Raw genomic sequence first — 23,081 nt, 5'->3', positions numbered from 1 at the left:
AAGCTCTTTGTCAGATTGAACGGAGGAGCTTACGCGTGACTATTTCCGACTATGCTGCCTATGACGGGCTCGGCCTTGCGGCGCTGGTAAAATCGGGCGATGTGACGCCCTCGGAGCTTGCCGAAGAGGCAATCGCTCGCATCGAAAAGCACAATCCGGCGCTCAACGCCGTCGTCATGAAAATGTACGAGCAGGGCCGCGCCATGGCGAAGGCGCCGACCAAGGGGCCGTTTCACGGCGTCCCGTTTCTTCTGAAAGACGCCTTTGGCGATCTGGCCGGAACGCCGACGCGAGACGGCTCGCGCTTTCGTTCGGGCGAGCCCGCAAAGCACGACTCGACGCTTGCCGCGCGCTTCAAGGCTTCGGGTGTCGTCATACTCGGCAAAACCAATGTTCCGGAATACACGCTTCTGCCGACGACTGAATCCGCCCTATACGGAGCAGCCTGCAATCCGTGGAACGTGGCCCATTCGACGGGCGGCTCGTCGGGCGGTTCAGGCTCGGCGGTCGCAGCCGGCTTTGTGCCCATCGCGCATGCAAACGACTCCGGCGGTTCGATCCGCATTCCGGCCTCTGCCTGTGGTCTTGTCGGCCTGAAGCCGACACGCGGGCGCAACCCGCTCGGCCCTGATTTCGGCGATGTCGTTGCGGGGCTTTGCAGCGAACATGTGCTGACGCGTTCGGTGCGCGATTGCGCCGCCATGCTCGATTGCACGCAAGGCCCGGATATTGGCGATCCCTATTATGCACCGCCTGTCGAGCGTCCTTACCTCGACGAAATTTCACGCGCGCCGGGCAAGCTGCGTGTCGCATTCAGCACCACCGATTTCGACGGCAAGAAGTTCCATCCGGATTGCCTCGCCGATGTCGAGCAGACGGCCAAACTTCTTGCCGATCTCGGCCATGAAGTCGTGGAAACTGCGCCGCCGATTGCACCGGGCGAAGCGGCGGGGCTTTTCCTCCCCATCTGGGCGACGTATCTAGCCTGGGATATTGAAGCGGAAGCCGAGCGTCGCGGCCGCCCGCCAAAGGATGACGAGCTTCAAGGCCTCACCTGGGGGTTCTACGAAATCGGCAAGACGGTAACGGGCGCGCAATTCCTGGCGCTTCGCGAGAAGTCGCAACTCATGGCGCGCCGCGTCGCGGGCTTCATGCAGAGCCATGACGTTTGGCTCACGCCGACGCTTGCGACGCCGCCGATCCGCAACGGCGTGATCGATCTTTCCGAACGCGATCCGATGATGGGTTTTCTTCCGCTTGCGGATTATGTACCGTTCACGACCATACAGAACCTCACGGGACAACCTGCGATTTCCCTGCCGCTTCACTGGTCCGCGGACGGGCTTCCCATCGGCATGATGTTCTCGGCAAGGTTCGGCGATGAGGCGACATTGCTCCGCCTCGCTGCCCAGCTTGAAACGGCGCGGCCCTGGAAAGACAAATATCCAAAAAACTGGAACTGAGGGAGAACGGCATGAGCTTTCCCGAGTACACGAAATATGACGGCGTTGCTCTTGGCGGCCTTGTCACCAAGGGCGACATCACGCCGCTTGAGCTTGTGGACGCCGCCATAGAGCGCATCGAAAAGCACAACCCTGCGCTTAACGCTGTCGTGCATAAAGCCTATGACGAGGCGCGCGCCGCCGCGAAAGGCAACTTGCCGGACGGCCCTTTCAAGGGCGTGCCGTTTCTCATCAAGGATCTCGGCACGGAGGTCAAAGGCTGGCCGCGCACCAGCGGCAGCCGCTTCGTTGCCGATGTTGTGGACGATCACGACAGCGTGCTCGTGAAGCGCTTCCGCGACAGCGGCGTCGTTCTCGTCGGCAAAACCAACACGCCGGAATATGGCATCACCGGCACGACCGAATCCGCCCTGCTCGGCCCCTGCCGTTCGCCGTGGAACACGAACCACATCGCAGGCGGCTCGTCGGGCGGCGCAGCGTCTGCCGTTGCGGCGGGCATCGTGCCGCTTGCCCATGCGAGCGACGGCCTCGGCTCGATCCGTATTCCTGCCGCCTGTTGCGGCCTTGTCGGGATGAAGATCACGCGGGACCGAAATCCTCAGGGGCCTGACGATTATGATCGCGCCATCGGCTTCAGCGTCGATCACGTCGTCAGCCGCACGGTTCGCGACAGCGCGGCCATGCTCGACGCAACCGGCTATCCAGAACCCGCCTCGCCCTATGCGCCGCCGCCAAAGTCCCGGCCTTACATGGATGAGATCACCAGATCGCCGGGCAAGCTCAAGATCGCCTGGTCGAGCGAAACGCCGAACGGTCGCCCCATCGATCCTGAAATTCAAGCCGCGCTTGAGCGCACTGTCGATATGCTGAAGCAACTCGGCCACGAGCTTGTGCCGCGTGGTCTGGGCATCGACTACCACACGCTCTATCAGGCGCAGGGCGCGGTCTCGGCCTCGAACTTCGCCGCGGGCATGGGGCGGCTCATCGCCAAGAAAGGTCGCGAGCCGGAACCGGACGAGCTTGAGCCGCTGACATGGGCGGCGATGAAATCGGGCCGCAAGATCACCGGCGATCAGGCCATGTGGGGCTGGCAAACGCTGCGCCTGCTCAATCGCAAGATCCTCGCGACCTTCGAGGAGTTCGACGTTTATCTGTCGCCGGTCATGGGCACGCCGCCGCCCGAGATCGGCTATGTCGATCCGGTCCATCTGGAGCCGCGCGAGGTCAACAAGCGGCAGGGCAAGGTTTTCCCGTTCACGCCGCCTTTCAATTTCACCGGCCAGCCCTCGCTTTCGCTTCCCCTGTGGCTCAGCGACGGCGGACTGCCGATCGGCATGATGTTCACCGGCCGTTACGCCGACGAAGCCACCCTCTTCCGCCTCGCCTCGCAGCTTGAGAAAGAGCAGCCGTGGAAGGACCGGCGGCCGAAGGTGTGGGATTTGCTATAGCTTCCGTGTCGTCCCGGGACTTGTTCCCGGGACCCATGGGCCTCTCAACCCGTTGCTGAAGTCGTTGGATCCCGGGAACAAGTCCCGGGATGACAGCCTTCTGGTATCTTGATCTTGGGCTTTGGCTCACTTCGCGCTACAAAGCGGCCATGAGCAGCACCATTAAACCCGTTCACGTCATCGGCGCCGGCATGGCCGGCTCCGAGGCCGCGTGGCAGCTTGCGCAAGCAGGCGTGCCGGTTGTCCTCCATGAAATGAGGCCCGTCGTCAAAACCGACGCGCATCATACCGATGGCTTTGCCGAGCTTGTCTGCTCGAATTCCTTCCGCTCCGACGATGCCGAGCAAAATGCCGTGGGGCTTCTCCACGAGGAAATGCGCCGTGCGGGGTCGCTTCTGATGGAAGCGGCCAATGTCGCCAAGGTGCCCGCAGGCGGCGCGCTCGCCGTCGACCGCGACGACTTCTCCAAATACGTCACGGCAAAGCTTGTCGCGCATCCGCTCGTCACCGTGGAGCGCGGCGAAGTGGCCGGGTTGCCGCCCGCCGAATGGGACAATGTGATTGTCTCAACCGGCCCCCTCACCTCGCCTGCGCTGGGCGAAGCGATCGCATCGCTCACAGGTGCGGAAGAACTCGCCTTTTTCGACGCCATCGCGCCGATCATCTATCGCGATTCGATCGACATGTCGGTTTGCTGGTTCCAGTCACGTTACGACAAGGTCGGCCCCGGCGGCACGGGCAAGGATTACATCAACTGTCCGCTGACGCGCGAACAATATGAGACATTCATCCGCGCACTGATTGAAGGCGAAAAAGGCGACTTCAAGGAGTGGGAAAAGAACACGCCCTATTTCGAAGGCTGCCTGCCGATTGAAGTGATGGCCGAGCGCGGCGCGGAAACGCTGCGCTATGGCCCCATGAAGCCGGTCGGCCTCACCAACGAGCATGATCCGCAAGTGAAGCCCTATGCGGTCATCCAGCTTCGTCAGGACAACGCGCTCGGTACGCTTTACAACATGGTCGGCTTTCAGACGAAGCTGAAGCATGGCGAGCAAACGCGTGTCTTCCGCACCATTCCCGGCCTTGAGAACGCTGAGTTCGCGCGACTTGGCGGCCTGCACCGCAACACCTTTCTGAACAGCCCGAAGCTTCTCGATGGCTTGATGCGGCTGAAGCTCGATCCGCGCCTGCGTTTTGCCGGTCAGGTCACGGGCGTCGAAGGCTATGTCGAAAGCGCCGCGATGGGGCTTCTCGCCGGGCGTTTTGCCAGCGAAGAACGTAAAGGCCGTGCGCCGTCCCTGCCGCCGCGCACCACGGCGCTTGGCGCGCTTCTCGCCCATATCACGGGCGATGCCAATGCCGAAACGTTTCAGCCGATGAACGTCAATTTCGGACTTTTCCCGGAAGTGGAACTGACGCTCGACGAAGATGGCAAGCGGCCGCGCGGCAAGGCCAAAGGCCCGGCACGCAAACGCGCTTACACGTCGCGCGCGCTGCGCGATCTCGAGCCGTGGCTCAACCCGCGCGCTGAAGCCGCGGAATAATCAGAAGCGCCCGGCAAGTTTGCGGCCCATCAGGCGCAGTTGCAGCTTGAAGGCCGGAACCTCGGTTCTGTCCTGAAAGGGATTGAAGTCCGGCGCCATGACGATATCGAGATAGCGGTCGCAGAACGATGCGGGCAGAAGCGCAGGCAGAATGCGCCTGCTCACCGGCTCGCCGGTTTTGCGCGCATCATTAAGCAGAGCGCGCGCGCGCGTCGCCACTTCATTCATGACCGAGCGCAAGCCGTCAGACATTTCGCCCGCGAAAATCTGATGCGGATCGACATTGTATTGGCCAAGCAGATCGAGCGGCAGATAAAGGCGCCCGTGCGAGGCGTGCACCGGTATTGCGCGCAGCAATCCCGTCAGGGCATAGGCGATCCCGGCAAGGCGGATTTTTTCACGCGCCGCCGACGCCGCTTCGCCCGCAAGCGTCAGGCTTGCGAGGGCCATCACGTTTGAAGACGTCGCCTCGCTGTAAGCCTCAAGCGCTGCCATATTCGCGAAAGGCTCGTCGTCGAGATCGCGTTCTCGCGCATCGATCAATGCGGTGAACTTCGCCGTTGGAAATTCGTCCGCCGTCCATGTTCCGGCCAGCGCAACAATCGCTTCGTGGCCGTGCACGTCGCCGCGCGGAATTGCCTCGATCGCTTCGCGCCACCACTGCAGCCGGATTTGGCCGAGCATCGGTTCGCTCACCGTTTCGCGAACGCGGGCGATTTCCGCATTGAAGGCATAAAGCGCGGTCAAGGCCGCGCGCCGGTCTGCCGGAGCGAGCAGCGCCGTCAGGTAACGGTCGTGGTCGAGCCGCCGCACAATATCGAGGCTTGCCGCAAGGCTTTCATCGAGGGGGATTGCGTTCATCGCACTCTTGTCCAAATGGAAACGGGGCTGCCTTTCGACAGCCCCGCCCCGTCAAACGCTTCGCAGCGATCAATAGATGTTCTGCGCCGAAACCATGGCGAAGAGCATCGGGATCGACAGCAGTGTATTGACGCGCGAGAAGAGCATCGCCATGCGCGCTGCCTTCGGCTTCTGGTCGGCAGCGGCGTCAACGAGACCGAGCGCGATCTTCTGGTTCGGCCAGATCACAAACCAGACGTTGAACCACATGATCGTGCCGAGCCACATGCCAATACCGATGGCGATGTTCTTGGGAACGGCAAAGCCTTCATAGGCACCCAGCGTATAGGCGTCGAGGAGGTAGCCGCTCAGGTGAGCGAGAACGATACCGAAAACGATCGTGCCCATTGCGCCCCAGCGGAACCAGAACAGAGCTTCCGGTGCAATGACCTTGCTCACGGCAGGCTTCTGATCGTCCGGGATCTTCGGCATGCTCGGCATCTGCACGAAGTTGAAATACCAGAGCAACCCGATCCACATGACACCGCACACGACGTGCAGCCAACGAACGATGAAGGTCCAGAAGTTGAGATCAAGCGTGTTGCCGAAATTCACGTACATAAGCAGCAGGATCAGCGCCAGCACGAAACCGGCAATCACCGTATTCCTGAGCGACGTCAAGATGACAGCCATGGGTTGTTTCCCTTGTTATAAATCGATGTCGGTCGCGGCACTTGATGGCTGCGGCCCCCTTGAGGCAGCGCCTTGTCGCACGAGACAAGGAGTCGCAGCCCTTGGTGGGAAGTTAGGATTTTCGGAAAGAAAAGCCAAGCACTCCGGCTTGCGCTGGCCTCACGCCACGGCAATCAACGCTGCCGCAACGCGGCGATCCTCCGCCCGGAGCACATTATAGGTCCGGCAAGCAGCGCCAGTGTCCATATAGTCCGGAGTGATTCGCGAATCGGCCAGATAGAGCGACAGGGATTTCGAGAATCGCGCGAAGCCCTTGCCGCAACCGACGATCAGAAAATCGACCTCTGCGGCGCATTCGATCAGCGGTGCAAATGAGGCGGCGTCGGCCTCGCCTGCACTCTCGACCGTCCAGGGATAGAGCCCGCGCGGGGTGAGCAGGATCGAACCTTCAAAGCGTTGCCCGGCGAGCCGAAAGCCGAAGTCGCCATACGCCTCGACCTGCGGCTGTCCGTCAAATCGCGGTTTCATCATGCCTTCTTGTCGATGCTCGTCTTGTTCTTGTCGAGCTTCGCCACCGTCCAGTCGCGCGTGATGCCAATGGCAAGCAGCACAGGCGCGGCAACGTAGATCGACGAATATGTGCCGACGATGATGCCGAAGATCATCGCGAAGGTGAAGCTGCGGATGACTTCGCCGCCGAAGATGAACAGCGCAAGCAGCGCAAGCAACGTCGTCACCGAGGTCATGATGGTGCGCGACAGCGTCTCGTTCAGCGACAGGTCGATCAGCTCGCCGAGATCCATCTTCTTGTACTTGCGCAAGTTCTCGCGCATGCGGTCGAACACCACGACTGTGTCGTTCATCGAGTAGCCGACAATGGTGAGCAGCGCGGCGATGGTCGTCAGATTGAACTCAAGCTGGAACAGCGAGAAGACAAGGATTGTCGCCATCACGTCATGGACGATCGAAAGCACAGCGCCGAGGCCGAACTGCCATTCGAAGCGAAACCAGATATAGGCAAACATGCCGCCAATCGCGATCAGCACGGCAAGTGTCGCCGAACGAATAAGCTCGCCGGAAACCTGCGGACCGACGCTTTCAACGCGGCGATATTCAACCTTGTCGCCAAGCTCGGCCTTTACCTTGCTGACGATCGCCTGGCCGCCATCATGCGCCGATTCACCGTGCTGGGTGCCGATGCGGATCAGGACGTTGGTGTCTTCGCCGAAGCGCTGAAGCTGCACTTCGCCGAGCCCGAGATTGTTCAGGCGGGTGCGCAGATCGGCGATATCGGCCGGGCCATGGGTCGAAATTTCGATGACCGTGCCGCCCTTGAAGTCGATGCCGAAGTTGAAGCCCTTCGTGAACATCAGGGCGAATGCCACCACGACGATCACGACCGACAGGCCGATTGCGATGTGGCGATACTTGACGAACGGAATAGTGGTGTGTTCCGGAACGAGTTTCAAACGTCTCATTTGCTTGCCTTCGTTCTGGTCAAAGTTGGATTGTCTTGGGACGCGCGCGGCGCACCCACGTCGAAACGATCAGGCGGTTCACCGTCACGGCGGTAAAGACCGAGGTGATGACGCCGATGGCGAGCGTCACGGCGAAGCCGCGCACAGGCCCCGAGCCAAGCTCGAAGAGCACGGCCGCAGAGATGAAATGCGTCACGTTCGCGTCGATGATCGGCGCCATGGCGCGATTGTAACCGGCATCAAGAGCCGCAATCGGCGTTTTGCCTGCGCGTAATTCTTCTCTTATTCGCTCATAGATCAGAACGTTCGCGTCGACCGCAGTGCCGATGGTCAGGATGATGCCTGCGATGCCGGGCAGCGTCAGCGTCGCCTGAAGAAGCGACAGCACGCCCAGAATGAGCACCACGTTGACGACAAGCGCGATGTTGGCGAAGACGCCGAACAGCCCATAGCTCGCCACCATGAAGACAATGACCGCGAGCGCGCCGATGATCGACGCCAAGAGGCCCGCCCGGATCGAGTCCGCGCCAAGGCTCGCGCCGACTGTGCGTTCTTCAAGAACATTGAGCGGTGCGGGAAGCGCGCCGGCACGAAGCAGAATGGCCAGGTCGTTTGCCTGCTGCACCGAGAAGTTGCCGCTGATCTGGCCGGAGCCGCCCATGATCGCTTCGCGGATCACAGGGGCGCTGATGACTTTGTTGTCGAGCACGATGGCGAAGGGCTTGCCGACGTTCTCGCGCGTCACTTCGCCGAAAAGGCGGCCGCCGGTCGAGTCGAAGCGGAAGCTCACGATCGGTTCGCCCGAACGCTGGTCGAAGCCCGGCTGCGCATCCGTCAGGCTGTCGCCGCCGACCATCACGCGCCGCTGCACGAGAAGCGGCTGCTTGGGATCTTCGGTCATGTAGAGGACTTCGGAACCGGCTGGAATCGTATGTGTCGCCAGCGCCTGCTGGGCTGTCGTCGTGGTATCGACGAGGCGGAAGTTGAGTTTCGCCGTCTGGCCGAGCAGCGCCTTGAGGCGCGACGGATCGTCGAGACCGGGCACCTGCACCAGAATGCGATCCGCGCCCTGCTGCTGGATGACGGGTTCGGTCGTGCCCAATTCGTCGATACGGCGACGAACGATTTCCATGGACTGCTGGATCGCCGATTGCGCGCGAGCGAGGATAGCCGCATCGGTATTCTTCACCGAGATGAGGTTGCCCGTCGAAGTCACCGAAATGTCGCGCTGCGGAAGGCCGCCGCTCAGAAGATTGGCAGCCAGAGTGCTTGCAAGCCCCTCGATGGCCTTGACTGCGGCGGGGACATCTTCAGGCTTCGTAATGCGAACCGTCACCGCGTCGCCCGAAACGCCGAGACCCGTATAGAGGATCTGCTTGTCGCGAAGCACCCGGCGCACGTCATTCATCTGCGCCTGCAACCGGTCGCGATTGACGGTTGCGGTATCGACTTCCAGCAGCAGATAGGAGCCGCCGCGCAAATCGAGACCGAGGTTGACCTGTTTATGCGGCAGGTAGGAAGGCACTCCTTCCAACATGGCTTTGGGCAGGAAATTTGGAGCCGTATAAAGGACGCCCGCCAGCGTCACCAGTGCGATAAGCACAATCTTCCAGCGTTCAAAGTAAAGCATAACGGCTCTTGTTCCCCCCGATGTCCGGGTCTCGCGGATGTCAGGCTCGCAATCGAGCCTTCACTTGTCCGGCTTGAAGTCTCAGGAAGGCGTATTCGCGTTGGCGGGTACGGGTTCCGACTTGGAACGCACTTCAGCCAGCGTGCTTTTCACGACGCGAATTTTGACGCCTTCGGCAATTTCGACCAGCACTTCAGCGTCTTCGGCCTTGGTCACCTTGCCGATAATGCCGCCCGAGGTCACGACAACGTCGCCCCGGCGCACATTCGCCACCATATTCTGGTGATCTTTCAGCCGCTTTTGCTGCGGGCGCAAGACAAGAAAATACATGATCGCGAAGAGTGCGATAAAGGGAAACAGGGAGATCAGGAAATCGCCGCTGCCGCCGCCAGTGCCACCAAACATATGCTTCTCCAGTTGGGGCGCCGGGCCTTCGAGGGCAGCCAGCGCGCCGTCGCGTTGGGGGCGGACTATAACGGCAGGTTGCCTTTTTGCAAACGGCCTTGGCGAAGACGGCGGCAAGGCTTAACTCTAGATGTCGGCGGGCATTTTCCTTGAAGGGGCCTCGATGTTAGGGTCCGCCCGAGCCCTTCCCGCCCTCCCAATTCCAAGAGACAGCCTTCATGGGACAAGATGCCGAGATCGCCCCGCTGCTGACACGCATTGCCGCCGCGCTGGAACGCCTCGCGCCGCCGCCTGCCCAAAGCGCCGGGCTCGACGCGGCCGATGCCTTCACCTGGAATGCGGAGCGCGGCGTGCTCGATCCTGTGCCGGATGTCGCCCGTGTCGATCTATCGCTCCTGAAAGGCGTCGACCGGGTCCGCGACATTCTTCTCGACAATACAAGGCGCTTTGCCCGCGGCTTGCCCGCCAATAACGCGCTTCTCTGGGGCGCGCGGGGCATGGGCAAAAGCTCGCTGGTCAAGGCGGCTCACGCGGCGGTCAATATGGACGCGCCCGCCACTGATCGGCTCATCCTGATCGAAATCCATCGCGAGGATATTGAAAGCCTTCCGCGCCTTATGGGTCTTCTGCGCGGTCAGCCGCGGCGCGCGCTGATTTTCTGCGACGATCTCTCCTTCGATCATGACGACACCAGCTACAAATCGCTGAAAGCCGTGCTTGAAGGCGGCATTGAGGGACGCCCCAAAAACGTCGTCTTCTATGCAACCTCCAACCGCCGCCACCTTATGCCGCGCGACATGATGGAAAATGAGCGCTCGACGGCGATCAATCCTTCAGAGGCGATCGAGGAAAAGGTGTCCCTGTCCGACCGTTTCGGCCTCTGGCTCGGCTTCCATAATTGCAGCCAGGCCGAATTCCTCGGCATGGTCGACGGTTATGCCGCCCATTACGGGCTCGATGCCGATCCCGAAAATCTTCGCGCCGAAGCGATCGAGTGGTCGGCGACGCGCGGAAGCCGCTCCGGCCGCGTCGCATGGCAATTCATTCAGGATTATGCCGGACGGCTCGGGCGGATGCTCGACTAGACGGCCGCGTTGAGCCCGCGCCATGTCACGCGAGGATCGGCGACATATTTTCGGACGTCGCTAATACCCGCAGGCTCGTTGCCGTTGCCATGCACCAGCACGATGCTCCCGGGCTTTGGGTTGCGGCCCTTGGCAAGCCAGGCGTCGGCGCCGAGCGGCAACAGGCTCAGCCTGCGCAATTCCATCAGCAGATAATCGTCGGAGACGAGGCCGGGAAAGCGGAAGAAGACGGATGGCGTCAATCCGTGGCCGATAAGCAGTTGTTCGTTGCGCAGCACTTCGCTTTCAAAATCCGTATGCGGCATCAGCAGGAAGTTTTGCGCGTCAGGCATCCCTTTCACATAACGATGTGAATAGGAGTGATTGACCCAGGTGATATCGAGCTCGCCTCGCCGCTGGCGCTCAATCAGCGATGTGAATTCCGCCTGATGCTGAAGCGCCCAATATCCGCTGATCGATATGGCGACTGGCATTGCCCTGCCCTCGCCCCGCGCCCGCTCCGCCAGTGACGCAAAGAAGCGACTCTCGAACGCCTTGCGCGACGGGCACATATCGACGGTCAGGAAATATCCATCCGTCGCGCCGCGCGCATGACGCAGCCCGGCATTTTCAGTCGGCGATGGCTGGTTCGTCAGCGAATGCAATGCGGAGAGATAAGGCGTCGCAGACTGATCTGCCCACGGACGCTTGTCGGCTTCCAGCCATGCCTCGGACCGGATCATCGTTGTGAGCGTCGTCGGCTCGACGGTCAGCGCCAATCGCTCACCGCCGAAAGTGAAGCGGCGAATGGCGAAGAGGCGTCGCCCATCCTCGGCGCGCACAGGCTCGAACGTCACGCGATATTCGCCAAAGCCGCGTGTCGATGCTGAAGCGGCACCCGCCGCGCCCAATGCGCCGAGCATGGCGGCGCCTGCCGTCAACTTCAGAGCATCGCGCCGTGACGCGCGGACCTTGTAGACCACGCACATGGAAGCGCCCTAACTGCCGATAACACTGCGCGGGTCGACGGCCTTCGCACCCTTGCGCACCTCGAAGTGAACCTGTGGCGAGGTCACGCTGCCCGTATTGCCCGCAAGAGAGATCGTTTGCCCGCGCGTGACCGTGTCACCGCGCTTTACCAGCAGCTTGCTGTTATGCGCATAGGCCGTCATCCAGCCATTGGCATGGCGCACCAGCAGCAGATTACCGTAACCCTTCAACTCGTTGCCCGCATAGGCGACAACACCGCTTTGCGCCGCCTTGACGGGCGTTCCGCTCGGCACGGCGATATTGACGCCGTCATTATGCAGACCATTTTCCTTCGCGCCGAAGGACGACAGAATCTTGCCCTGTGCGGGCCAGACGAAATCACCCGAGGGCGTCGGCGGCGCGGGCAGCGGGTCTTTTGCCTGCGACACAGGTGGCGGTGTCGTCGTCGTCGTGGTCGTCGTCGTATAGCCCGTCGAGGGACGGCTGACCGGAACGCCGCGCTGGCCCGGGCCTTCATCCGCCGATGCGACCTGCGTATTGACCTTTGAGGGAAGTTGCAGCCGCTGCCCAACCTTGATCCTGTATGGCGGCGGCACGTGATTGGTACTGGTCAGCGTCGCCATGTCGACGCCATAGGTGCGCGAAATGCTGTAGACCGTGTCGCCGCGCTGCACGACATGAAAGCGCGCGGTCGGAATGACGAGCCGCTGGCCCGCCCGCAATGCATAAGGCGGCTGCAGATTGTTCGCCTCGATCAGCGAGCGGATCGGAATATTTTTCTCGCGCGAGATCCGGTAGAGCGTCTCTCCCGGCCTGACGACATAGCTGCCGCCGCTGCGATCCGGCGCGGGCATGGGCGTCGTCTCGACATAGCGGTCGCGACGTTGCGAATTGTCTTCATCCCACCAGTTGTTCGTCGCGCAACCGGCAAGCATCAGCAGCAGCGCGGCACAGGCGCTGAACCGTATGGTCTTGACTGCTACTTGCTGACGCATCGCCGGCTCTCCGCCCCTCGCCTCGAAAGGCCGTCAGGATTCCTTCGCCACACCCTCGACCAGCGGGACGAATCGGACGGGCATGAGCTCTTCGCGTTTCACACCTTCCCCTGTTCGTTCGATCCGCACAAGGTTCTGGTCGCCTCGCCCGCCTGCGATGCCCACCGGCACGATCATGATGCCGCCCGGCTTCAATTGCTCGACCAGCTTTTGCGGCACGGAGGTTGCGGCCGCCGTCACAATGATTCGGTCGAAGGGCGCCTGCTCGGGCCAGCCTTCCGCGCCATCGCCGACCTTGGCCGTGATGTTGTGGAGGCGCAGTTCCTCGAAGCGCTTCAGCGCGTCTTTCAGCAGCGTGCGATAACGCTCGATCGTATAGACGCGACGGCAGAGCTTCGACAGCACGGCGGCCTGATAGCCCGACCCCGTGCCCACTTCGAGCACCTTCATCCGGTCGCCGAGCTGCAATTGCTCTGTCATATAGGCGACGACAAAAGGCTGGCTGATCGTCTGGCCGCATTCGATGGGCAGCGCGTGGTCCTCGTAGGCCTGCTTGCGAAACGATGCGTTGATGAAAATCTCGCGCGGAATGCGTTCAAGCGCCGACAGCACGCGCTTGTCGCGAATGCCCTGCCTGCGCAATGCCATGATGAGCTCGATCTTGCCCTGCTCAATAGCATCCATGGGCTTGTCTTCAGGCTCATCCCTTGGCGGTTGGCCGTTCATGGCGCGTCTATGCCTTCCCCAACGCGGCCACCAGCTCGGCGCGCGTCTGTTTATGGGTGAGGTTCATGTGGAGCGGGCTCACCGAAATATAGCCATCATATATGGCGCGCAAATCCGTCCCCTTGGGCGGGTTGCTTGGAATGCGGTCAAAGCCCAGCCAGTAGTAAGGCGTTGCGCGCGCGTCGATGCGCTCTTCCACGCGCACCAGCGACTGGTCGCGCTTGCCCTGCGACGTGACTTCGATGCCCTTGACCTTGCCCGGCAGCACATCGGGAAAGTTGATGTTGATCAGCACTTCTTTCGGCCAGCCTGCCGCGAGAAGCTTGCGGATGATGCCCGGCGCGAAATGCTCCGCCGTGGACCATTTGACGAGGCGGCTTTCGCCAAAACCGAAAGCCTGGCTCAGCGCGATGGAGGGAATGCCAAGCTGCGTGCCTTCCATCGCCGCTGCGATGGTGCCCGAATAGGTCACGTCATCGGCGACGTTCTGGCCGCGATTGATGCCTGAGAGAACGAGGTCCGGTTCCTTGTCCGTGATGATGTGGCGCACCGCCATCAGCACGCAATCGGACGGCGTGCCCTTCACCGCGAATTTGCGGGGGCCGAGCTTTCGCACGCGGATCGGATTGGACAGCGACAGCGAATGTGCCGAGCCGCTCTGCTCTTCTTCCGGTGCGGCGACCCACACATCGTTTGAAATCTTCTGCGCGATGCGCGTCAGCGCCGCCAGACCCGGCGCGTGAATGCCGTCATCGTTGGTGACGAGAATACGCAAGCCCGTTTTCTTCGCTTTATCCTGGGTGGGCGACTTAGCCATGAGCGATAGTGTCCTGTCCGCCCATATAGGGCTTTAGCACTTCAGGAATGGCGATCGAGCCATCCGCCTGCTGGTAGTTTTCAAGAATGGCGACCATGGTGCGGCCGACCGCGAGGCCCGAGCCATTGAGCGTGTGCACGAAGCGCGTGTTCTTCGAGCCTGCAGGCTTGTAGCGCGCCTGCATGCGCCGCGCCTGAAAATCGCCGCAGACCGAGCAGGACGAGATTTCGCGAAACGCGTTCTGCCCCGGCAGCCAGACTTCGATATCGTAAGTCTTCCGCGCCGAAAATCCCATATCGCCGGTGCAGAGCGTCATCACGCGGTAATGCAGGTCGAGCCGCTTCAGCACTTCCTCGGCGCAGGCAAGCATGCGCTCATGTTCCTCGATCGCCTTTTCCGGCGCGGTCACAGAGACAAGCTCGACCTTTGCGAATTGATGCATGCGGATCAGCCCGCGCGTATCGCGGCCTGCCGATCCCGCTTCCGCGCGGAAGCATGGCGTATAGGCCGTCATGCGCTTGGGCAGTTCCTCTTCCGACAGGATGCTTTCGCGCACGAGGTTGGTCAGCGAGACCTCGGCCGTCGGGATCAGCCAGAACCTGTCCTGATCGTCCCGGCTCTGGCCCTTGAAGACCGCAAACTGGTCGTCGGCAAATTTCGGCAATTGCGCCGTGCCGAACATCACATGATCTTTGACGAGCAGCGGCGGCGAGACTTCCTCATAGCCGAACTCGCCGGTATGCAGGTCGAGCATGAAGCTCGCAATGGCGCGTTCGAGGCGGGCAAGCTGCCCCTTCAGTACGACGAAGCGCGAACCGGAGAGTTTGGCCGCCGTTTCGAAATCCATGAGGCCCAGCGCCTCGCCGAGATCGAAATGCTCCTTCGCCGCGAAGTTCAGCGCGCGGGGCGTTCCATGCCGGTGATGCTCGACATTGCCCGTTTCATCCGCGCCGACCGGGGTATCGTCGAAAGGAATGTTCGGGATCGCGGCCAGTTCCGTTTCCAGCTCTGCGGTCAGCCGACGCTCGTCTTCCTCGCCCTGCTGGATCGCGCCTTTGAGGTTCGAGACTTCGTCCATCAGTGTCTGGGCGAGTGCATCGTCCTTCTTGGCTATCGCGGCGCCGATCTGCTTCGAGGCGTCATTGCGCTTCTGCTGCATATCCTGCAGCGACACGATCACCTTGCGGCGGCGCTCGTCGATCTCAATGAGGCGCGCCGACTGCGCCGCAAGGCCGCGCTTGGCGAGTCCCTTGTCGAAAGCCTCGGGGTCGTCGCGGATGATTTTTATGTCGTGCATATGATCCGTCGCGGATTGGATATTCGCGGCCCGCGCGAATCCCGCGCGTAACCATGAGTTACGTGCGTTTTGTATACGCGGAAGGGCTGGAAGCGTCCACCGGGCCACAACCTATCGCTGTCACCCCGGCATAAAGACGAGGCGGCACGTAACTCATGGTTACGCTTTTTGGAGCAGTCGTTAGGGTGTCGCCTCGGCGTCGCCCGCTTGCTCGCCGGCTTCCTTCGCCTTTTCAGCCTCTTCCGCCGCCTTCTTCTTCCGTTCCACATAGACCACGGCGAAGATCGACAGCTCATAGAGAAGCACGGTCGGAATGCCGAGGCTGATCTGGCTCAACAGGTCCGGCGGCGTCAGCACGGCGGCGACCGCAAACGCAATGACGATGGCGTAGCGGCGGCCCTTGCGCAGCATGTCGGAGGTGACGACGCCGATCTTGGCAAGCAGCGTCAGAATGACCGGCAGCTGGAAGCAGACGCCGAAGGCGAGGATCAGGCTCATGATGAGGCTCAGATATTCGCTGACGCGGGGAAGCAACTGGATCGCCGCCTTACCCTCGCCGCCCGCCTGCTGCATGCTCATGAAGAAGTGCAGCGCGAGCGGCATCACCATGAAATAGACCAGCGCCGCCCCGATCAGAAACAGGATCGGCGTTGCGATCAGGAATGGCAGGAAGGCATTGCGCTCGTTCTTGTAGAGGCCCGGCGCGACGAACATGTAGACCTGCGTCGCAATGATCGGAAAGGCCAGAAAGAACGCGCCGAACATGGCGAGCTTCATCTGCGTGAAGAAATATTCCTGCGGCGCCGTATAGATGAAGGTGACGTCCGCACCTGCGCCCGCCGCGACCTCATAGGGCCGCACCAGAATATTGAAGATGTATTTGGCGAAGGTGAAGCAGACGGCAAATGCGATGGTGATTGCGACCATCGACTTGATAAGCCGCGAGCGCAGTTCGATCAGGTGATCGAGCAGCGGGGCGCGCGTGGCGTCCATGTCGTCGGGATCGATGTCGCTCATACCGGGCCTGCCTCTTTCGGCTCGGCCTGTGTCGCGGCCGGTGCCTCAGACGGCGGCAGGGTTTGCTCGGGCGCTTTGGTCGCCGTGGCGATCACCTCGGCCGACTGCTGCATATCGGCCAGCGGTTTCATGGCCCCCTCTCGCAGCTCGGCCATTTGCTTGCGCAGTTCTTCGATTTCGGTTTCGCGGGCCAGATCCTCGAACGAGTTTTGAAACTCGCGGGCCATGGCGCGCATCTTGGCCGTGTACTGGCCAAGCGTCCGCATCAGCTTCGGCAGGTCCTTTGGACCAACGAAGATGATGGCGAGCACCGCCACGAGCAGCAGTTCGGACCAGCCGATATCGAACATGAAAGGTCTACCCGGATTGCGTCAACCGACTCCCGAGGAGTCGGGGCCGCGCCTCAGCCGTTGGCGGTCTTGTCCTTGGCCGGCGCGTTCGCTTCCTGCGTCGCGCTGCCTTCTATGATTTTCGGATCGGGTTTGGCGACCGGCACGTCGTCATCAGCGAGCCCCTTCTTGAAGCTCTTGATGCCTTTCGCCACGTCGCCCATCAAATCCGAAACCTTGCCGCGACCGAACAACAAAACGATAACGGCGACGACGACGAGAATATGTGTCCAACTCAACATCTAAGTCTCCCAATGTTCTCGCCCGCCAAGCGCTTAAAGGCGCATTTCCCAGCTCGGGAGCAAGTCTCTCAACGCTTAATCTATCGCATATGGGCAGCAGCTTCTTGATTTTCGAGCACAGATTGCGCCCCGGCCCGGATCAAGACACTGCAGAATTTCGTTTAACCCAACCGCTCAAACCCAGGCGGCAGCTCAAATCCGACCAAACCTCAGACTCTGGATGAGGAAGGCCTAGCTCGCCCCATCCTCGTCATTGCCCAATTGCGCCAGATGTTCGTCATGCGCAGCGCCGTATTCCTCGGCCACTTCGTCCTCGAATTCGCCGTCGCCTTCGACGCCGCCCTCGGTCGGGATCGGGATTTCAAAGCCCGGCGGCAAGCGGCCATCGAGCAGACCCGACGCTTTCAGATCATCGAGGCCCGGCAGATCGCCGACGGCTTCAAGTCCGAAATGAACAAGGAAGGCTTCGGTCGTGCCATAGGTCACGGGGCGACCCGGCGTGCGCTTGCGTCCGCGAAGCCTGACCCAGCTCGTCTCCATCAGCACGTCGATCGTGCCCTTCGACACGGAGACGCCGCGAATTTCTTCGATCTCGGCGCGTGTCACCGGCTGGTGATAGGCGATGATCGCCAGCGTCTCCATAGCCGCACGCGAGAGCTTCTTCTGCTCGACCGCTTCGCGCTCCATCAGGAATGACAGGTCTTCCGCCGTCCGGAAAAGCCACTTATTTGCGACACGAACAAGGTTTACGCCGCGCTTCTCATAAAGCGCCTGAAGGTCTTCAATAACAGCTCCAACATCGGTCCCGGCAGGCAGCCGCGCGGCGAGACTATCGATATCCAGCGGTTCGGCAGCCGCGAAGAGCAGCGCCTCGGCCATGCGCATCAACTGGGCATGATCGGTCGCATTGGCCGGAAAACTGACCACATTGCCTTCGGCTCCCTCGCCTTCAACGGCGCCGGCCACGGCAACTTCAGGCTCATCTTCCTCGTCGGCATCGGCCTCTGCGCCGTCATCGTCTTCGCCGGACTCCACCTCGCCAACGGCATCGGCTTCGTCGTCCGACACAACGCCTTCAGCCTGCGGCTCGTCGTCATCCTCCACGCCTTCCAGTTCGGGCTCGCTCTGTGCGGGCTCGACCATGTCGGACTCGGGCATGTCAGGCTCGGGAGTGTCCGTTATCGTTTCTTCCATCGTCATTCGCTGGTCTGCTCGTCGGTATCGTTGGTGTCCTCAGCCGAAGCCTCGGACGGGTCGATCTTCTTGCGACGCATGAAGAGCGGCTGGTAAACACCTGATTGTCTTATCTCAATGTCGCCATTCTTAGCCAGAACAAGAGCTGCGCTGAAAGTGCTGGCCAGTGTCGAGCGGCGCATTTCCGGGCTCATATCCTCGCTCGGCAGATAGGCATCGATACGTCCCCAGTCGAACATCATGCCAAGCATGGATTCAAGACGCTTGCGGGCCTGCTCGATTGCCATGATCGGCAAGCGCTTCGGCTCCCAATGCGTAAACTGCGTCTTGAGCCTCTGGTCTGAATAAGACTTCAGGAGGTCATAAAGGGTTCCCTGATATTCGCTTGTTTTTACAACGCGAACGCCTTCAGGCGCTCCGCGCTGGAAAACATGAACACCGAGACGCTGCCGGGCGAAGAGGTTGCGAGATGCATTGCGCATCGCCTCGAGGCGCTGAAGCTGGAAGGCGAGCCGTGCCGCCATCTCCGCGCCGCTCGGGCCTTCCTCGACATCCGGCGGCGGCAGCAGCAGCCGCGATTTGAGGTAGGCAAGCCAAGCCGCCATGACCAGATAGTCGGCGGCGAGATCAAGCTCCATCCTGTGCGCGCGGTTGATGAAGTCGAGATATTGCTCGGCCAGCGCCAGGATCGAGATGCGGGTGAGGTCGACCTTCTGATTGCGGGCGAGCGCCAGCAGGACGTCGAGCGGCCCTTCATAGCCGTCGAGATCGACGATCAGCGAGGCGGACGGATCGGCTTCGGCGGCATCGCGCGGCGGGCCTTCAATGAAGGCGTCCGGCGGCGGCGCGTCCGGTGTTCCGGCGTCAGCCTCGTTATGTGAGGACGTCTCTTGCATGCCGCCTATGTCGCTGATCCCAAGGGTCGCCGCCACGTCAAACAGACATGGGGGCCATATTCGCCCTTATACCCCGCGCTCCAACCGCACGGTACCCCGTTTCGCATTTATCCCCAGGAAGTGCCCATAAGCTCGGCGAACCGGGCAAGGCCTGCCTGCTCGTCGAAATCCTCGGGCGCGGACAGCCGTGCCAATGCGGCGGCCGACCGGCGCAAGGCATCGCCCGCCAGCAGCGGGGCTTCGCTGGCGACCGCCTCCATTTCCTTCATCTCGCCATTGCAATGAAGGGCAATGTCGCAACCGGCCTTGAGGCTCGCCCGCGTACGCTCGGCAATCGTGCCCTTGAGCGCCTGCATGGAGACGTCGTCCGACATGAGGAAGCCGTCAAAGCCGATGGTGCCCCGGATGATGTCGTCGATCACGATGCGCGAGGTTGTGGCGGGCGCATGGGCGTCGATCGCCGAATAGACGACATGCGCCGTCATGGCGATCGGCATATCAGCCAGCGCCTTGAACGGGGCGAAGTCCGTATCCGTCAGCGTCCGCGCATCGGCTACGACCACCGGCAAGCTCAAATGGCTGTCGACGCCTGCCCGGCCATGACCGGGAATATGTTTGATGATCGGCAGTACGCCGCCCTCGAGCAGCCCCTCGGCGGCGGCGCGGCCCAGCGCAATCACCGGCCCCGGCGTCTCGCCATAGGCCCGGTCGCCGATCACATCATGCGCGCCCGGCACCGGCACGTCGAGCACCGGCAGGCAATCGACATTCACGCCGACTGCGGTCAGTTCGGCTGCAATCAGGCGGCTTGCGAGTCTTACGGCTTCGAGGCCCTGTTCCCTGGAGCGAGCATAAAGTTCGCCATAACGCCGCCCTGCCGGATAGGCCCGCCATTGCGGAGGGCGCAGCCTGGCGACGCGGCCACCTTCCTGATCGATCAGCACGGGCACATCTGGCCCCGCAATATCGCGAAACTCATCGGTCAGGGCGCGAAGCTGCTGCGGAGAAGCAATGTTGCGCGCAAAAACGATGAAGCCCCAGGGCTCCGCATCTTTGAAAAAGCGCTTCTCGGCCTCGGTCAGCGCCAGCCCGGAACAGCCATAAATGGCGGCCCTGGTCGGCATTATTTCGGCCTGACGAGGCAGGCCTGCCCCTTCGCCTTCAACTCGGTGCAAAGCGTCTGCGCCTTGGCCTTGTCGAGATAGCCCGCGCGCAGGCGGTAATAAATGCCCTTCGCGCCAAGGTCCGCTTTCTGGATATCGGCTGTGAGGCCGACCAGAGCGGGATATTTCTTCTGCAGCGTCTTCAGCTCTGCGCGCGCCGATGCCTCATCGCGGAAAGCCGCAAGCTGGGCAACGAAACCGCCCGATGTGCTGGCGGCAGCAGGCGCCGTCTCCGCGGGTTTCGGCGTTGCAGGCGCGGGCTGCACAGGCGTAACCGGCGCAGCGATAACGGGCGCGGCCTGAGCGAGCGGCGGAACCTCGGCGGCTTCCGGCGGCACCCCCGGAGCTGCCGGCGGCGGCGTTGCGGGCGCAGGCTCGCTCATCGCCATCGGCTCCTCTGGCTTGGGGAGCAAATGCTCGGTATCGGACTGCGTGCTCTCGCCACTGCCCGACAGCCGGTCGTAGACGGCGCGGTCCTGATGGGGAATTTCGATGCCGCCCGGATTGGTCGGCGCGACCTTGGAGGGCGAGCCATCGGCGCGGATAACGGGCGGGTTGCCCGAAGCGCCCTGCTTCAGCCCCTGCTTATAGGCAAGAAAGACGACGCCCGAGAAAACGACGATAAGCGCCAGAATGGCCAATATGACGACAGGCCGACGACGCCCCTCGTCCTCATCGTCGGTGGCGTCATAGGTGTAATAGTCGTCGTCTTCGGATTCGTAGTAACCCGGTTCCTGCCGTCCATCATCCGACATCAGCGCATCTCCTCTGCCGGCTCAACGCCGAGAACGCCCAGACCGGCGGCCAGCACATAGGCCGCTGCACGAATCAGCGCGAGTCTCGCAAGGGTAACATCCCTCTTCTCCGCCAGAATAAACCGCAAATGGTGTTCGTCCTTGCCTTTGTTCCACAACCCGTGAAATCCGGCGGCCAGGTCGTTCAAGGCAAAGGCAATGCGGTGCGGCTCATGCGCCAGCGCGGCCTGCTCGATCTGGCGCGGGAAAGCGCCCATCAGCTTGACCAGCCCAAGCTCGGCCTCATCGCTGAGAAGGGAGAAATCGGCCCCGGCAAGTGCCGCATCGGACAGGTCGAAGTCCAGTTCCTTCGCATTGCGCAAGACGGAGTGGATACGCGCGTGAGCGTATTGCACATAGAAAACCGGATTGTCGCGCGACTGCTCCATGACCTTGGCGAAGTCGAAATCGAGCGAGGCGTCGTTCTTGCGCGTCAGCATCATGAAGCGCACGGCGTCCTTGCCGACTTCATCGACCACATCGCGCAGCGTGACGAAATCGCCCGCGCGCTTCGACATGCGGAAAGGCTCGCCATTGCGGAACAGCCGCACGAGCTGGCAGACCTTCACGTCGATCTCGGCCTTGTTGTCGGTGACAGCGGCCACCGCCGCCTTCACGCGCTTGATATAGCCGGAGTGATCCGCGCCCCAGACGTCGATGAGCTTCGTGTAGCCGCGATTGAACTTGTCGAGGTGATAGGCGATGTCCGGCGCGAAATAGGTCCATGAGCCATCGGACTTTTTCAGCGCGCGGTCCTGATCGTCGCCGAACTGCGTCGAGCGGAAAAGCGTTTGGGGCCGCTCCTCCCAGTCTTCCGACGTGTCGCCCTTGGGGCGCTCGAGAACGCCGGTATAGATGAGGCCCTTGTCTTCCAGCAGCTTCAGCACCGCCTCGATAGCGCCGGTCTTGTGCAACTCGCGCTCGGAATAAAAGACTTCATGCGTGATGCCGAGCACCGCGAGGTCGCCGCGAATAAGCTCCATCATCATTTCGATGGTCGTGTTGCGCACGATGGGCAGCCATTCGCTCTCGGCCATCTCCGCAAGCTTCTTGCCGTGCGCCTCGGCAAGCGCCGTGCCCACAGGCTTCAGATAGTCGCCCGGATAAAGGCCTTCCGGGATCGTGATCGTCTCGCCCATCGCCTCGCGGTAACGCAGGAAGGCGCTGCGTGCCAGCACCTCGATCTGCCCGCCCGCATCGTTGATGTAATATTCGCGGCAAACCCGGTAGCCGACTTTTTCCAGAAGGTTCGCCAGCGCATCGCCGAAGACAGCGCCGCGGACATGACCGACATGCATCGGCCCGGTCGGGTTGGCCGAGACATATTCGATGTTCACCGCCTCGCCCGCGCCGAGGTCGCTTGCGCCATAGGTCGCGCCGGTCCGCAATACATCGGCAATGCCGGTCCGCCAGATATCGTCATTGAGGCGCAGATTGATGAAGCCCGGCCCGGCAATCGTCACCTCCGTCACCGACGGCTCGCCCTTGAGCTTTGCCGCCAGTTTTTCGGCCAATGCGCGCGGCTGCATTCCGGCGGGCTTTGCCAGCACCATGGCGGCGTTGGTCGAGAGGTCGCCATGTGAAGGATCGCGCGGCGGCTCGACGGCGATGCGGGCAAAATCGAGCCCCGTCGGGATCGCTCCTTCTGCCGCAAGCTCTGTCAGCGCCGTCTCGACCCGCGTCTCGAAATGCCGAAAAATATTCATTGTGCCCGTCGTTTAGCCTGTATTGCGGCGCGCACTCTAACCTCAGGCCCCTCCGCTTTCCAGTCGCATCGGCGTATAAGGGAAGCTCCGTAGCGACAAAATGCAGCTTTCGTCACCCCGCACGAAATGGTCATCTACGCGCATGGGATTCGGGGCTTACACAGACAGCAGCACCTTTCAGGCGACCCGCCAGCGGGCCGCAGGGATATTTGCGCTCCTCGCAATCCTTCTCCATGTCGTCGTTCCGACCCTTTACGACCTTTCCGGCCCGGCCACACGCGGTCTGATGC

Annotated in this window: 23 protein-coding genes; 4 read left to right on the top strand and 19 right to left on the bottom strand. The window is 61.8% G+C overall.

Annotated features, from left to right (window positions below):
• Positions 1-35: 35 nt before the first annotated feature.
• From WA943_RS06670 to trmFO, 3 genes are all read left to right on the top strand, one after another.
• Entirely contained in the window at positions 36-1,463 is a 1,428-nt protein-coding gene (locus WA943_RS06670) for an amidase (protein WP_424469076.1), read from the top strand.
• An 11-nt stretch (positions 1,464-1,474) separates the two neighbouring features.
• Entirely contained in the window at positions 1,475-2,911 is a 1,437-nt protein-coding gene (locus tag WA943_RS06665) for an amidase (RefSeq protein WP_424469075.1), read from the top strand.
• A 149-nt stretch (positions 2,912-3,060) separates the two neighbouring features.
• A complete protein-coding gene (gene trmFO / locus WA943_RS06660; RefSeq protein WP_424469074.1) occupies positions 3,061-4,455 on the top strand; it encodes a methylenetetrahydrofolate--tRNA-(uracil(54)-C(5))-methyltransferase (FADH(2)-oxidizing) TrmFO in 1,395 nt (464 codons plus the stop codon).
• Here the strand turns inward: trmFO and WA943_RS06655 are convergent, their stop codons facing one another.
• The 6 genes from WA943_RS06655 to yajC form a co-directional block, all read right to left on the bottom strand.
• Positions 4,456-5,316 (bottom strand): phytoene/squalene synthase family protein, encoded by an 861-nt coding sequence (locus WA943_RS06655; protein ID WP_424469073.1) that lies wholly within the window; start codon positions 5,314-5,316, stop codon positions 4,456-4,458.
• Positions 5,317-5,385: 69 nt separating this feature from the next.
• A complete protein-coding gene (locus tag WA943_RS06650) occupies positions 5,386-5,988 on the bottom strand; it encodes a urate hydroxylase PuuD (RefSeq protein ID WP_424469072.1) in 603 nt (200 codons plus the stop codon).
• Between the two features lie 159 nt (positions 5,989-6,147).
• Positions 6,148-6,519, bottom strand: coding sequence for an Mth938-like domain-containing protein (locus tag WA943_RS06645; RefSeq protein WP_424469071.1), 372 nt, complete (start codon positions 6,517-6,519; stop codon positions 6,148-6,150).
• Positions 6,516-7,466 carry a protein translocase subunit SecF gene (gene secF / locus WA943_RS06640; RefSeq protein WP_424469070.1) on the bottom strand — a complete coding sequence of 317 codons (951 nt, stop codon included), beginning with the start codon at positions 7,464-7,466 and terminating at the stop codon, positions 6,516-6,518. Before secF ends, WA943_RS06645 begins: the two co-directional genes overlap by 4 nt.
• A 19-nt stretch (positions 7,467-7,485) precedes the next feature.
• Positions 7,486-9,096 carry a protein translocase subunit SecD gene (secD, locus tag WA943_RS06635; protein WP_424469069.1) on the bottom strand — a complete coding sequence of 537 codons (1,611 nt, stop codon included), beginning with the start codon at positions 9,094-9,096 and terminating at the stop codon, positions 7,486-7,488.
• Between the two features lie 81 nt (positions 9,097-9,177).
• Complete coding sequence (yajC, locus tag WA943_RS06630; RefSeq protein ID WP_424469068.1) at positions 9,178-9,501, bottom strand: preprotein translocase subunit YajC; 324 nt, start codon at positions 9,499-9,501, stop codon at positions 9,178-9,180.
• A gap of 218 nt (positions 9,502-9,719) precedes the next feature.
• Between yajC and WA943_RS06625 the strand changes: the two genes are divergently transcribed.
• Positions 9,720-10,586 (top strand): ATP-binding protein, encoded by an 867-nt coding sequence (locus WA943_RS06625; protein WP_424469067.1) that lies wholly within the window; start codon positions 9,720-9,722, stop codon positions 10,584-10,586.
• Here WA943_RS06625 and WA943_RS06620 read toward each other — a convergent pair.
• The 13 genes from WA943_RS06620 to argS form a co-directional block, all read right to left on the bottom strand.
• A complete protein-coding gene (locus WA943_RS06620) occupies positions 10,583-11,554 on the bottom strand; it encodes a polysaccharide deacetylase family protein (protein WP_424469066.1) in 972 nt (323 codons plus the stop codon). The two genes, WA943_RS06625 and WA943_RS06620, sit on opposite strands and share 4 nt — an antisense overlap.
• A 9-nt stretch (positions 11,555-11,563) precedes the next feature.
• Positions 11,564-12,550 carry a peptidoglycan DD-metalloendopeptidase family protein gene (locus tag WA943_RS06615; RefSeq protein ID WP_424469065.1) on the bottom strand — a complete coding sequence of 329 codons (987 nt, stop codon included), beginning with the start codon at positions 12,548-12,550 and terminating at the stop codon, positions 11,564-11,566.
• A gap of 33 nt (positions 12,551-12,583) precedes the next feature.
• Positions 12,584-13,234 (bottom strand): protein-L-isoaspartate(D-aspartate) O-methyltransferase, encoded by a 651-nt coding sequence (locus WA943_RS06610; protein WP_424469083.1) that lies wholly within the window; start codon positions 13,232-13,234, stop codon positions 12,584-12,586.
• Positions 13,235-13,283: 49 nt separating this feature from the next.
• Entirely contained in the window at positions 13,284-14,051 is a 768-nt protein-coding gene (gene surE / locus WA943_RS06605; protein ID WP_424469082.1) for a 5'/3'-nucleotidase SurE, read from the bottom strand.
• Between the two features lie 34 nt (positions 14,052-14,085).
• Positions 14,086-15,390: a serine--tRNA ligase gene (gene serS / locus WA943_RS06600; protein WP_424469064.1), complete on the bottom strand. Its 1,305-nt coding sequence runs from the start codon at positions 15,388-15,390 to the stop codon at positions 14,086-14,088.
• Between the two features lie 180 nt (positions 15,391-15,570).
• Positions 15,571-16,407, bottom strand: coding sequence for a twin-arginine translocase subunit TatC (gene tatC / locus WA943_RS06595; protein ID WP_424469063.1), 837 nt, complete (start codon positions 16,405-16,407; stop codon positions 15,571-15,573).
• Positions 16,404-16,757, bottom strand: a complete 354-nt coding sequence (gene tatB, locus WA943_RS06590; protein WP_424469062.1) for a Sec-independent protein translocase protein TatB — start codon at positions 16,755-16,757, stop codon at positions 16,404-16,406. The genes tatC and tatB overlap by 4 nt, the downstream gene beginning before the upstream one ends.
• A 53-nt stretch (positions 16,758-16,810) precedes the next feature.
• Positions 16,811-17,038 carry a twin-arginine translocase TatA/TatE family subunit gene (locus WA943_RS06585; RefSeq protein ID WP_424469061.1) on the bottom strand — a complete coding sequence of 76 codons (228 nt, stop codon included), beginning with the start codon at positions 17,036-17,038 and terminating at the stop codon, positions 16,811-16,813.
• 231 nt (positions 17,039-17,269) lie between these two features.
• Positions 17,270-17,923 carry an SMC-Scp complex subunit ScpB gene (scpB, locus tag WA943_RS06580; protein WP_424469081.1) on the bottom strand — a complete coding sequence of 218 codons (654 nt, stop codon included), beginning with the start codon at positions 17,921-17,923 and terminating at the stop codon, positions 17,270-17,272.
• Positions 17,924-18,234: 311 nt separating this feature from the next.
• Positions 18,235-19,128, bottom strand: a complete 894-nt coding sequence (locus tag WA943_RS06575) for a segregation and condensation protein A (RefSeq protein ID WP_424469060.1) — start codon at positions 19,126-19,128, stop codon at positions 18,235-18,237.
• A gap of 107 nt (positions 19,129-19,235) precedes the next feature.
• Positions 19,236-20,252, bottom strand: coding sequence for a beta-N-acetylhexosaminidase (gene nagZ, locus WA943_RS06570; protein WP_424469059.1), 1,017 nt, complete (start codon positions 20,250-20,252; stop codon positions 19,236-19,238).
• Positions 20,252-21,046, bottom strand: coding sequence for an SPOR domain-containing protein (locus tag WA943_RS06565; RefSeq protein ID WP_424469058.1), 795 nt, complete (start codon positions 21,044-21,046; stop codon positions 20,252-20,254). The genes nagZ and WA943_RS06565 overlap by 1 nt, the downstream gene beginning before the upstream one ends.
• Positions 21,046-22,791 carry an arginine--tRNA ligase gene (gene argS, locus WA943_RS06560; protein ID WP_424469057.1) on the bottom strand — a complete coding sequence of 582 codons (1,746 nt, stop codon included), beginning with the start codon at positions 22,789-22,791 and terminating at the stop codon, positions 21,046-21,048. The genes WA943_RS06565 and argS overlap by 1 nt, the downstream gene beginning before the upstream one ends.
• Positions 22,792-23,081 lie beyond the last annotated feature (290 nt).

Source organism: Parvibaculum sp. (assembly GCF_049651025.1).
Classification (GTDB): Bacteria; Pseudomonadota; Alphaproteobacteria; order Parvibaculales; family Parvibaculaceae; genus Parvibaculum.
This window is presented reverse-complemented; position numbering and strand designations above follow the sequence as displayed.

Bases quoted from the DNA above. Each gene is read 5' to 3' on its own strand.
- tatB (WP_424469062.1), bottom strand. From the start codon at position 16,757: ATGTTCGATATCGGCTGGTCCGAACTGCTGCTCGTGGCGGTGCTCGCC.
- WA943_RS06615 (WP_424469065.1), bottom strand. From the start codon at position 12,550: ATGCGTCAGCAAGTAGCAGTCAAGACCATACGGTTCAGCGCCTGTGCC.
- WA943_RS06620 (WP_424469066.1), bottom strand. From the start codon at position 11,554: ATGTGCGTGGTCTACAAGGTCCGCGCGTCACGGCGCGATGCTCTGAAG.
- WA943_RS06585 (WP_424469061.1), bottom strand. From the start codon at position 17,038: ATGTTGAGTTGGACACATATTCTCGTCGTCGTCGCCGTTATCGTTTTG.
- WA943_RS06650 (WP_424469072.1), bottom strand. From the start codon at position 5,988: ATGGCTGTCATCTTGACGTCGCTCAGGAATACGGTGATTGCCGGTTTC.
- WA943_RS06665 (WP_424469075.1), top strand. From the start codon at position 1,475: ATGAGCTTTCCCGAGTACACGAAATATGACGGCGTTGCTCTTGGCGGC.
- WA943_RS06645 (WP_424469071.1), bottom strand. From the start codon at position 6,519: ATGATGAAACCGCGATTTGACGGACAGCCGCAGGTCGAGGCGTATGGC.
- WA943_RS06610 (WP_424469083.1), bottom strand. From the start codon at position 13,234: ATGGATGCTATTGAGCAGGGCAAGATCGAGCTCATCATGGCATTGCGC.
- WA943_RS06565 (WP_424469058.1), bottom strand. From the start codon at position 21,046: ATGTCGGATGATGGACGGCAGGAACCGGGTTACTACGAATCCGAAGAC.
- WA943_RS06575 (WP_424469060.1), bottom strand. From the start codon at position 19,128: ATGCAAGAGACGTCCTCACATAACGAGGCTGACGCCGGAACACCGGAC.
- secD (WP_424469069.1), bottom strand. From the start codon at position 9,096: ATGCTTTACTTTGAACGCTGGAAGATTGTGCTTATCGCACTGGTGACG.
- nagZ (WP_424469059.1), bottom strand. From the start codon at position 20,252: ATGCCGACCAGGGCCGCCATTTATGGCTGTTCCGGGCTGGCGCTGACC.
- argS (WP_424469057.1), bottom strand. From the start codon at position 22,791: ATGAATATTTTTCGGCATTTCGAGACGCGGGTCGAGACGGCGCTGACA.
- tatC (WP_424469063.1), bottom strand. From the start codon at position 16,407: ATGAGCGACATCGATCCCGACGACATGGACGCCACGCGCGCCCCGCTG.
- WA943_RS06625 (WP_424469067.1), top strand. From the start codon at position 9,720: ATGGGACAAGATGCCGAGATCGCCCCGCTGCTGACACGCATTGCCGCC.
- scpB (WP_424469081.1), bottom strand. From the start codon at position 17,923: ATGCGCATGGCCGAGGCGCTGCTCTTCGCGGCTGCCGAACCGCTGGAT.
- trmFO (WP_424469074.1), top strand. From the start codon at position 3,061: ATGAGCAGCACCATTAAACCCGTTCACGTCATCGGCGCCGGCATGGCC.
- secF (WP_424469070.1), bottom strand. From the start codon at position 7,466: ATGAGACGTTTGAAACTCGTTCCGGAACACACCACTATTCCGTTCGTC.
- serS (WP_424469064.1), bottom strand. From the start codon at position 15,390: ATGCACGACATAAAAATCATCCGCGACGACCCCGAGGCTTTCGACAAG.
- yajC (WP_424469068.1), bottom strand. From the start codon at position 9,501: ATGTTTGGTGGCACTGGCGGCGGCAGCGGCGATTTCCTGATCTCCCTG.
- WA943_RS06655 (WP_424469073.1), bottom strand. From the start codon at position 5,316: ATGAACGCAATCCCCCTCGATGAAAGCCTTGCGGCAAGCCTCGATATT.